This is a genomic window from Micromonospora sp. NPDC003241, assembly GCF_053589795.1.
Window position 1 is genome coordinate 1 of record NZ_JBSFSO010000084.1, and the last position, 7,735, is coordinate 7,735.

The 7,735-nt window shown below is 66.5% G+C and carries 9 protein-coding genes and 1 pseudogene; 5 read left to right on the plus strand and 5 right to left on the minus strand.

The window, feature by feature from the left end; translation table 11 throughout:
* From ACWDVW_RS32235 to ACWDVW_RS32245, 3 genes are all read right to left on the minus strand, one after another.
* On the minus strand, positions 1-725 hold a 725-nt coding region (locus ACWDVW_RS32235; RefSeq protein ID WP_449956663.1), incomplete at its 3' end, for a tyrosine-type recombinase/integrase.
* Complete coding sequence (locus ACWDVW_RS32240) at positions 725-922, minus strand: excisionase family DNA-binding protein (RefSeq protein ID WP_449956666.1); 198 nt, start codon at positions 920-922, stop codon at positions 725-727. The genes ACWDVW_RS32235 and ACWDVW_RS32240, both read right to left, overlap by 1 nt.
* Entirely contained in the window at positions 919-2,478 is a 1,560-nt protein-coding gene (locus tag ACWDVW_RS32245; protein ID WP_449956669.1) for a replication initiator, read from the minus strand. The genes ACWDVW_RS32240 and ACWDVW_RS32245 overlap by 4 nt, the downstream gene beginning before the upstream one ends.
* Positions 2,479-3,693: 1,215 nt before the next feature.
* Between ACWDVW_RS32245 and ACWDVW_RS32250 the strand changes: the two genes are divergently transcribed.
* From ACWDVW_RS32250 to ACWDVW_RS32260, 3 genes are all read left to right on the plus strand, one after another.
* On the plus strand, positions 3,694-4,329 hold the full coding sequence (locus ACWDVW_RS32250; protein WP_449956672.1) for a hypothetical protein: 636 nt from the start codon (positions 3,694-3,696) through the stop codon (positions 4,327-4,329).
* On the plus strand, positions 4,298-4,819 hold the full coding sequence (locus tag ACWDVW_RS32255) for a hypothetical protein (RefSeq protein ID WP_449956675.1): 522 nt from the start codon (positions 4,298-4,300) through the stop codon (positions 4,817-4,819). Before ACWDVW_RS32250 ends, ACWDVW_RS32255 begins: the two co-directional genes overlap by 32 nt.
* A gap of 65 nt (positions 4,820-4,884) precedes the next feature.
* Positions 4,885-5,217, plus strand: a complete 333-nt coding sequence (locus ACWDVW_RS32260) for a retropepsin-like aspartic protease (protein ID WP_449956677.1) — start codon at positions 4,885-4,887, stop codon at positions 5,215-5,217.
* Positions 5,218-5,629: 412 nt separating this feature from the next.
* On the opposite strand, the gene ACWDVW_RS32265 is transcribed toward ACWDVW_RS32260, so the two are convergent.
* Positions 5,630-6,031, minus strand: a complete 402-nt coding sequence (locus ACWDVW_RS32265; protein ID WP_449956680.1) for a GntR family transcriptional regulator — start codon at positions 6,029-6,031, stop codon at positions 5,630-5,632.
* Positions 6,032-7,044: 1,013 nt separating this feature from the next.
* Between ACWDVW_RS32265 and ACWDVW_RS32270 the strand changes: the two genes are divergently transcribed.
* Together ACWDVW_RS32270 and ACWDVW_RS32275 are read left to right on the plus strand one after the other, a co-directional pair.
* Positions 7,045-7,320, plus strand: coding sequence for a type II toxin-antitoxin system Phd/YefM family antitoxin (locus tag ACWDVW_RS32270; protein ID WP_131306469.1), 276 nt, complete (start codon positions 7,045-7,047; stop codon positions 7,318-7,320).
* Positions 7,317-7,574, plus strand: coding sequence for a Txe/YoeB family addiction module toxin (locus ACWDVW_RS32275; RefSeq protein ID WP_111242115.1), 258 nt, complete (start codon positions 7,317-7,319; stop codon positions 7,572-7,574). The genes ACWDVW_RS32270 and ACWDVW_RS32275 overlap by 4 nt, the downstream gene beginning before the upstream one ends.
* Before the next feature lie 32 nt (positions 7,575-7,606).
* Here the strand turns inward: ACWDVW_RS32275 and ACWDVW_RS32280 are convergent.
* Positions 7,607-7,735, minus strand: a pseudogene (locus tag ACWDVW_RS32280) (site-specific integrase); the annotation flags it as partial.

Consider the following 7,735-nt stretch of genomic DNA (forward strand, 5'->3'; position numbering starts at 1 on the left):
CCCAACACCTCGCCCTTACGCAGACCGAGCACCAGGACCAGGACGTGCGCGGCGTAGAGCGGATCATCGTCGGCGCGGGCCGACTCCAGGAACCGCCGCGCCTCGTCGCTCGTCCACGCCTTCCGCTTGCGCTTGCGTACCGGGGGCAGCTTCACCAGCGACGCCACGTTGCGGGTGATCAGCCCTTCGGTGATCGCCTGGGACAGCAGCGTCCGGAGCACGGTCCGCAGGTGCGTGACGCTGGTCGGCGAGGGCAGATCCTGGCAGCAACGGCCAAGCGCACAGCAGCGACGTTGGGCGGGCTTCCGCCGCTCATCCTTGCCCTGGGCGCAGCACTGGCAGGTCCGCCCCACCTCGTTGATCCACGTCTGAACGTCGCTGACCCGCAACTTGTCGAGACGCTTCCGACCCAGCCCCGGCACGAGGTAGAGCCGCACCACCACTTCGTAGGTGACGTAGCTGCCCGGAGCCAGGTTCGGCTTGACGATCTCCCTCAGCCAGTAGCCGGCGTACTCCCCCACCGTCGGGGAACGCGTCGCCACCGGACCGGCCTTGGCCTGCCCGTGCAGCTTGATCCACTTGTCGTGGACCTCCTCGCGGGTCTTGCCGTAGACCCACTTTCGGCCCCGCTTGCCGTCCGGCTTCTCCACCCAGACGTACGCGGCGAAGCCGTTCCTGTACGGGAAGATGGAGCCTTCCCCGTTCGCGCGAGACCGTCCGGGCATCAGGCCGCCTCCTGCCGCTCAACCTGATCACGGATGTAGTCGTCGACCCACTCGGGGAGGACGCGGCGGTACTTGCCGTCCTTGATGGAACGCAGCTCACCGGTGGCGATCTTCATCTTGACCTTGGAAATGCCGAAGCCGAGCAGCACGGCAACCTCGGCGGGTGAGTACCAGCGGGGACGCAGTTCGTGGTTCATGCGGCGGCTCCGGTGAGCCAGGTTTCGTGGGCGAGTTCCTCCCGGCCGACGCGTCTGCTTTCCCGTCGCTGTCGGGCGGCGGTGTTGGCGAGCAGGGCGTCACCGTCGCTGCGCCAGCCGGCCCCGAGATAGGTGAGCGTGCCGACCGTCAGGGTGTCGGCGGGTTCGTTGCCTTCGGCCCGGCGGTAGGTGGCGCGGGTGCTGCGGAGCAGGCCGAAGGTGACCGAGTAGCGGCGGGCTTTCGTGAGGAAGTGGCCACCGAAGCCGAGCATGTGTGCCCAGCGACGTAGTCCGGCGTAGGGGTTCGGTGTGGTGTCAAGACGGCCTTGACGGTCGCCGGGCTTGGCGGCGCTGTCGGTGGTGTGGGTGGCCGCAGGTCGGCCGAGTCGCCAGCAGGCGTCGATGAGGCGGGCGAGGTGGTCGCCCTCGGGGTTGGCGTAGGTGTCGATGGTGTCGGGGGTGAGTCTGGTCGAGGTGTGGCCGGTCACCTCGGTGGCTTTGGTGGCGTATTTGGCAAGGTAGGAGGCCACCTTGGCGTCGGTCACGTCACCGTCGCCGCTACCGATCCGGCGCACGTCGACCTGCTCTCCCCAGGCCACCAGCCAGCCGTCCGGGCGGTCGGGGTGAGGTGGTGTGGTGACAGTGATCTGCTGGGCGGCTGCGTGCACGGCGTCGTCCAGGTCGTCGACGCTGATCCCGGCAGGCGGCGGCACCAGGGCACCGGCGTCGTCGGGGTTGACGCCGTCCAGGCGCAGCAGGACGTGGAAGTGCACGGCACCCCGGCGCTGCATCTCGGCCACCTTGCCGTGAGACACCCGCACCGGCGGCACCCAGCGGACCTTGCCGGAGGCGCTGACGACTCGAACTCTCCGGATGCCGCGTCGGCGGCAGACGGCGGCAAGCTGACGTTCGACGGCCTGTTTGGTGCGCCGCCATAGCTCGCCCGAGAACCCGTTCCACACGGCCTGGTGGTCGTGGTCGTAGCAGTCCAAACAGAGTGGCCGCCCGAGCTGCGGATCGTTGGTGTCGTGGCGGGCGAAGCAGGCTCCGGGCCGCCCGGGCGCGCAGGCACCGGCGTCACGGCGGGGGCGGCAAGGATCAGGTCGGCAGTCGCATCGCTGGCGGGTGGCGCAGGTGTGGCGGCGAATGTGCCGATGGTGGACCGCGCCGAAGGACGGTGCGGTGAAGGTGGCGAACACGACCGGATGCCGCGCGACAGTGGCGGGGACGCTCTTGCCGCCGATCAGGCCGGTGCGGACGACCTGGAAGGCGTCACCCGCGTAGACCCAGGCACAGTCGGGGCACTGCGACGCACGGCGGTTGCCACACGCCTTGTAGATCGCACGGTCGGGCAGCTCATCGGTGTGCACTTCTCGGGTGATCCGGCCGGTGTCGGCCTCCACGGCGGTGAGAGTGCCGGTGAGTCGGATCGGGCGGGCACAGCCGCCAGCGGAGGCGGTGTGCTCCAGCCAGCCGAAGTAGTCCGGCGTGGTGGCACGGTGCAGGGCTTGGGCGAACCGGCCAGCGGCGAGGCTGGGCCGGGTGAGCGGGGACATCGAGGTCTCCTTACGGGGTGGCAGGGACGGAAGACGAAGCACCACCAGCCGTGGACCGTGGTCCGCTGGTGGTGTTCGTCGTGTCTCCTGGCACCGCCGAAAGGGCGGCTGACGCCGGAGGGCGGAATCGTGGTGGTGCCACACTCCGCCGATCGGTGATGTCCTCTCGTGCTCGTAGAGGTCATGGGCTGGCACGGGTGAGGAGCCTGGGTACCGACATCCGGTGGAATCGCCGCAGGCTGCCCTCACCCGTCGAAGGTGCGCAAACCCGGGCCATCGTGGACGGCGGAAGGCCGCGCTGGGCCGCTCGGCGGATTCAGAGAGCCGGCACCGTGGCCGGGGTGATGGAAAGGCGGCGGGCGGTGGTCCGCATCAGCGGCAGGAAGGCCGCTCAGCCTCTCAGCAATCGAGTCCAGCGGTTCGGCGGGAAGGCCGCGCTGGCGTGCTCGACGATCGCCAGAGTAGCACCGGGTACCGACACGTCAACCCGCCGTGACTCCGCAGGCCGGAGGCGAGACGGCCGACTGCCGGCCGACTGCCGGCCGGGGTGGGAGGACTTTCTGTACGTCTATCAAGGCGGCCCTTGACGGGCCGCACGCGCCGCCGCCTGGGCGCGCGCCGGCCGCTGCCGCTGTCGCTCTGCGGCCGTCACGCCTGACGCCCGGCGGCTGGCGCGGACAGCGAAGAGCCCGGTGGACCGCCGCAGACGGGATAGCGGAGAGAGGGGTGGCGGTTTGTCGCCGGCAGCCGACCGCGCCGCGCCCGAGCAGCGCGGCGCACGGAAGAGCGCGCCGGGTCCGCGCGGCAAGCCCAAGCATGGGGTCGGTGTCCGCGCGACAGCATGTCGGTCGTCCAGGAGCCGGCTCCGCAGCCGCTCGGGGTCAGGTCAACCGCTCACCTGGGAGGGGGAGGGGTGGCCGCCGGTGGCCAACTTTGACCCCGAGAGCCGGGTCCGTGCCGGGCGAGGTTGGGTCAACGTCGCCACTGTGGCGGTGTCCGCCGGGGGCGCGGTCCGCGACACGAGAGCCGACTCAGGCTGTTCCGGCAGCGTCCGTAGGTGCGTCAAGGTCCGCTTGACGTGGCGGCCCGGGCGGGCGACCCGCTCCCCGAGAGGGCGGGTCGACGGCAGACGGACGGCAGGAAGGTTGCTGGCGTTACGAACGCGCGATGTCCGAACTCTAGGCTGACGACCATGGTCACCGTTACCCTAGCTATGTGTTCGATTTTTTCGCGCCTGTCAAGATCCCGCGCTCAGCCTTCGAGCGGCTGGTAGCGCAGGTAGATGACGGCGTCGGTCGGAATGCTATCGCTCTCGTATTGCACGAAGACTTTCCTTACCGCGCCCTGCACGTCGTCGATGAGGACGACTTCGCCATTGATCGCAATGACGATTTCCTGCCCTTAGTTGACATGCTTGATCAGATTCTCTTCTTCGCCTTCGAGCAGGCTCCAGAAGGCATCGTCCGGTCGTGGGCTAAAGGCAAAGATGAAGAGCTTGAGGATGAGGCTGTGCAGCGAGTTCTGCACGTAAGGGAAAACATGCCTAACCTTGCATCTCTTTGGATCCAGAAGTCAACCTCGATCGTGCCGCCGATGATCGGAATGAGCCATGAAATCGTCCGAGACGAGGCGGGCAGAGGGGTTGCTGCATCTCTTTATCTCTCGGCCAGCCGAATCAGCGCTATGGGAAGGGCTGACCTCACCAGTGCCACGCGGTTGAGGGTCCAACTTTGGCCAGCGGATGTGAATGCCCTAATTCGTGAGTTAGAAGACATTAGAGATTCCTACCTTGCGCCAGGCGAGCGGGAGGAGCGCAGAGATGTCCCTGACGGCGATTCGCAACAAGCGTAGGCAATGGGCTTTGCCTATCGAGTCGACCCATCCCCGGCCGGGGGGGCAATGGTCCGACGCTGCCCGGCAGGCGGTGGGCTTCTTTGCTAATGTCGAAGATGGCATTGCGAGCTACGAAAGCGACCAGCCGCCCACGCTATTGAGAGATGGGCCAATCTGGTCCGATGACTGGGACTGCTCACCTACGGTTTGGCAATGGAACTGGGCGATCTTGCCAATCGTCGAGAATGAGTACTGCGAGCATCGACTCCGGGAGCCGCACTTCTCGCCGGAAGCCCACAAGTCGTCGCCCGCACTGCGGAGGGGCAACCTAGCGGATTCCCTTCGAGCCCATGTCGGCAGATGGGTCGCCGTGCGGGATCAGGCCGTAATCTTCGCTGCTGACTCTCCGATCGATGTTGTGTTGTATCTTCGGAAGAACGGCCTGACAGCAGATTCAACGTTCCGTGTGCCGGTAGCTCCGGATGCAGAACGGTTCGACGATCTGTGATATTCGATTACCTCCCCTTACCTAAGAACCACATAGAAATTCCCCGGCCGGTTGTTGACGTATACATGGAAGGCATTCCGGAGGTTGGTATCACCTGCCTCGTAGATTCAGGGGCGCTCTACAATCGATTCGATGAGCGGTTCGCCAAATTGGCGGGCCTGAATCTCGATGGCCTGGAGCCTACGGAGCGATTTGCGGTGGGCGGAAATTCGTATGTGGGTAGAACGACCAACGTTCAGCTAACTCTGGGCGGCTTTACCTGGGATGCGCCAATCTGCTTCATTTCTGATTGGGATAGGGACTTTCAGCTCTTAGGGCAGGAGGGCTTCTTCCGCTGGTTCGAAGTCAGCTTCTTTGCTGCTGATCACTTTCTGACAGTGGAGCCGGCAAGCCACTGAGGTCAGGATCCGCGCAATGGCTCCACAAACCGATCCTTCAGTTTTTCATAGGTTTCGCTGCCAGGTAGCCGCCAACGCCTATCCGTTGAGGACAAGCTGTTGCCACCGACAGGTGTCGACAGCAACGGTCTCAAACACCGGATGCTGGCTAACGCCAGCGACGGACGACGGACCGAGGCCACGGACGAGGACGGATGCGCCCGGACGGCGCGCACAGTGCTTGTAAACGAGGCATCAGGCAGCGAGGCAGCAAGGAGGCAGCGCGAGCCCTCGATGCGGAGCGGTCCCAAACGCGAAGCGATGACGGCCGACACCTGCTCTTCGGCGAGGGCCGCCACCGATCGGCAGCAGCCGGCAGGTTGAGTCCGTATCCCCCAAGCGGGGGGTCGGCGACTTACAAGCGACGGACGGATTAGCGACCCACGCGTACGCGGTCGGCGGCGTACAGCTCGCGGGAGCCGTCGGCGCGGAAGACCACGAGCACCGGGACGCCTTCGCCGATCTCCAGCTCACGGCGTTCGACAGGCGTCGGCATCCGGGCGGAGGCGGTGTCGCCCTTGCGTAGGGTCACCGTCTCGGTCGGTTCGATGGCCTTGACGAAGGTGCCACGCGGCGGTTCTACGATCACGAGCCCTTCCGACCGGAGTATCGCTATCGCCTGCCGCACACTCGTTCGACTCAACCCATGCTCCTGAGCCAGCCTCAACTCACTCGGCAGCGACGCACCGGGCGCGATGTCGCCAGACCTGATCCGGTCTCGCAGTAGGTCTGCGAGCTGCCGGAACACGGCCCGATCCGCGCTGGGGTCGATCACGAATGTGACGCTACGTGTCCAACAGTTCTACATCTTATTGTATCTACAGTCCTACGTCGGTACGGTGAACGAGCAGGTGCGGCGGTCGGATGACCAGCTCAGGCCCGGCCGCCGTGCCGTCGACCCGCGCTTGAGGGGAGATCCTGTGCCGCGCGTCTCGTACGAGGAGTACCTGATGGCCGCCGCCCTCACCCTTGCCCGGCGGCACCGGCCGATCTGGTCCTGGCGGAAGTGGCGACGGATCTGCCGCTGCGGAGCCGATCTGCCCTGCCACGCCCAGCACCGCATCCCCATCAACCGTGGCCACTGGCCAGGAAATGAGGCGCCGTGAGGGACGACCAGAAGCACACGACCCGGACCGTGCACGTCCGAGGGCTCGAAGGCGGGTGCGTTGGCTGCCGCGCCTGGCGGTCGCGCCTGGCCCCGTACCCGTGTCGGCGGGCGGACTTGGCGACCAGCCGACAGCAGTCCCGCGCGAGCCTCGCCCGGTTCCTCGGTGGTGTGCGGTGACCGCCCACGGCCCGGTTCTACCCATCTGGAGCTGCGGCGGCTGCGACCTCCCATGGCCGTGTCCGACGCGACGGCGGGAGCTACGCGCGGAGTACGCCGACGCGCCGGTATCGCTGGCGCTCTACCTCGGGGCCTACCTCATCCAAGCTGCCGAGGACATGCCCTGGGCACCCGCCGGCACCCTGCACCGCCGCTTCATCGGCTGGACGAGACAGCCGCCGGAAGTACAGCAGCGAAGTACAGCAACCGTGCCAGCCGAACCCGACCGAGAAGCGCGCCAGCAGCCCGGATGACCTCGAACCACACCCCAGTAGACCGGCTCGCCGGCAATCCATAGGTTCAGGGTTCGAGTCCCTGGCGGCCCACTCTTACGCAGTTCAGCGGCCCTTTGCAGGGTCGCTGTCTTCGTCAGTACGACTCGTACAGCAGCGAAGTGCACCATCGACCAGGGGCAAGGCAGGACATTTAAGGTACAGTTTTCTGTACTTATCCTGGAGGTGGCCATGCGGACCGTGAACTTCACCCAACTACGCCAGAACCTGGCCGCCGAACTCGACAGCGTTATCAACGACGCCGAGGAAGTGGTGGTGACCCGCTCGGGCCACGAGCCGGTGGTGATCGTGTCGCTTGCCGAGTACGAGTCGATGAAGGAAACCGAATACCTCCTACGCAGCCCCAGCAACGCCGCAGCCCTACGCCGATCGATCGCCGAGCTTGAGCAGGGCGACACGGCCGAGCGGGAGCTGACTGACCCGGACACCGCGCGGGACGTCGCGTGAGGCTGGTCTTCACCGCGACAGCCTGGAGCCAGTACCTCAGCCACACCGACCGCAAGCTGGTCAAGCGCATCAACGACCTGATCGCGGATGTGATGCGCAACGGATACGAGGGCATCGGCAAGCCGGAGCCCCTGCGGGGCGAGCTGTCCGGCTTCTGGTCCCGCCGGATCGACCGCGAACACCGGCTGGTGTACCGGATCACCAAGGACGACGTCGAGATCATCGCCTGCCGGTACCACTACGGCGACCGGTAGCGGACCGGCGTGGCACCAGCAGCGTCCGGCGGTCATCGGTCGAGCGTCTGACCGAGGCGCTTGAGCGCGTCGCGGGTGGCCGCCGAGGACACCACCGTGTAGATCTCCATCGTGATGGCGAACTGGGCGTGCCGGAGGATCTGCATCGCCGCCCGGGGGTG

Bases quoted from the DNA above. Each gene is read 5' to 3' on its own strand.
- ACWDVW_RS32245 (WP_449956669.1), bottom strand. From the start codon at position 2,478: ATGTCCCCGCTCACCCGGCCCAGCCTCGCCGCTGGCCGGTTCGCCCAA.
- ACWDVW_RS32260 (WP_449956677.1), top strand. From the start codon at position 4,885: ATGGAAGGCATTCCGGAGGTTGGTATCACCTGCCTCGTAGATTCAGGG.
- ACWDVW_RS32255 (WP_449956675.1), top strand. From the start codon at position 4,298: ATGTCCCTGACGGCGATTCGCAACAAGCGTAGGCAATGGGCTTTGCCT.
- ACWDVW_RS32240 (WP_449956666.1), bottom strand. From the start codon at position 922: ATGAACCACGAACTGCGTCCCCGCTGGTACTCACCCGCCGAGGTTGCC.
- ACWDVW_RS32270 (WP_131306469.1), top strand. From the start codon at position 7,045: ATGCGGACCGTGAACTTCACCCAACTACGCCAGAACCTGGCCGCCGAA.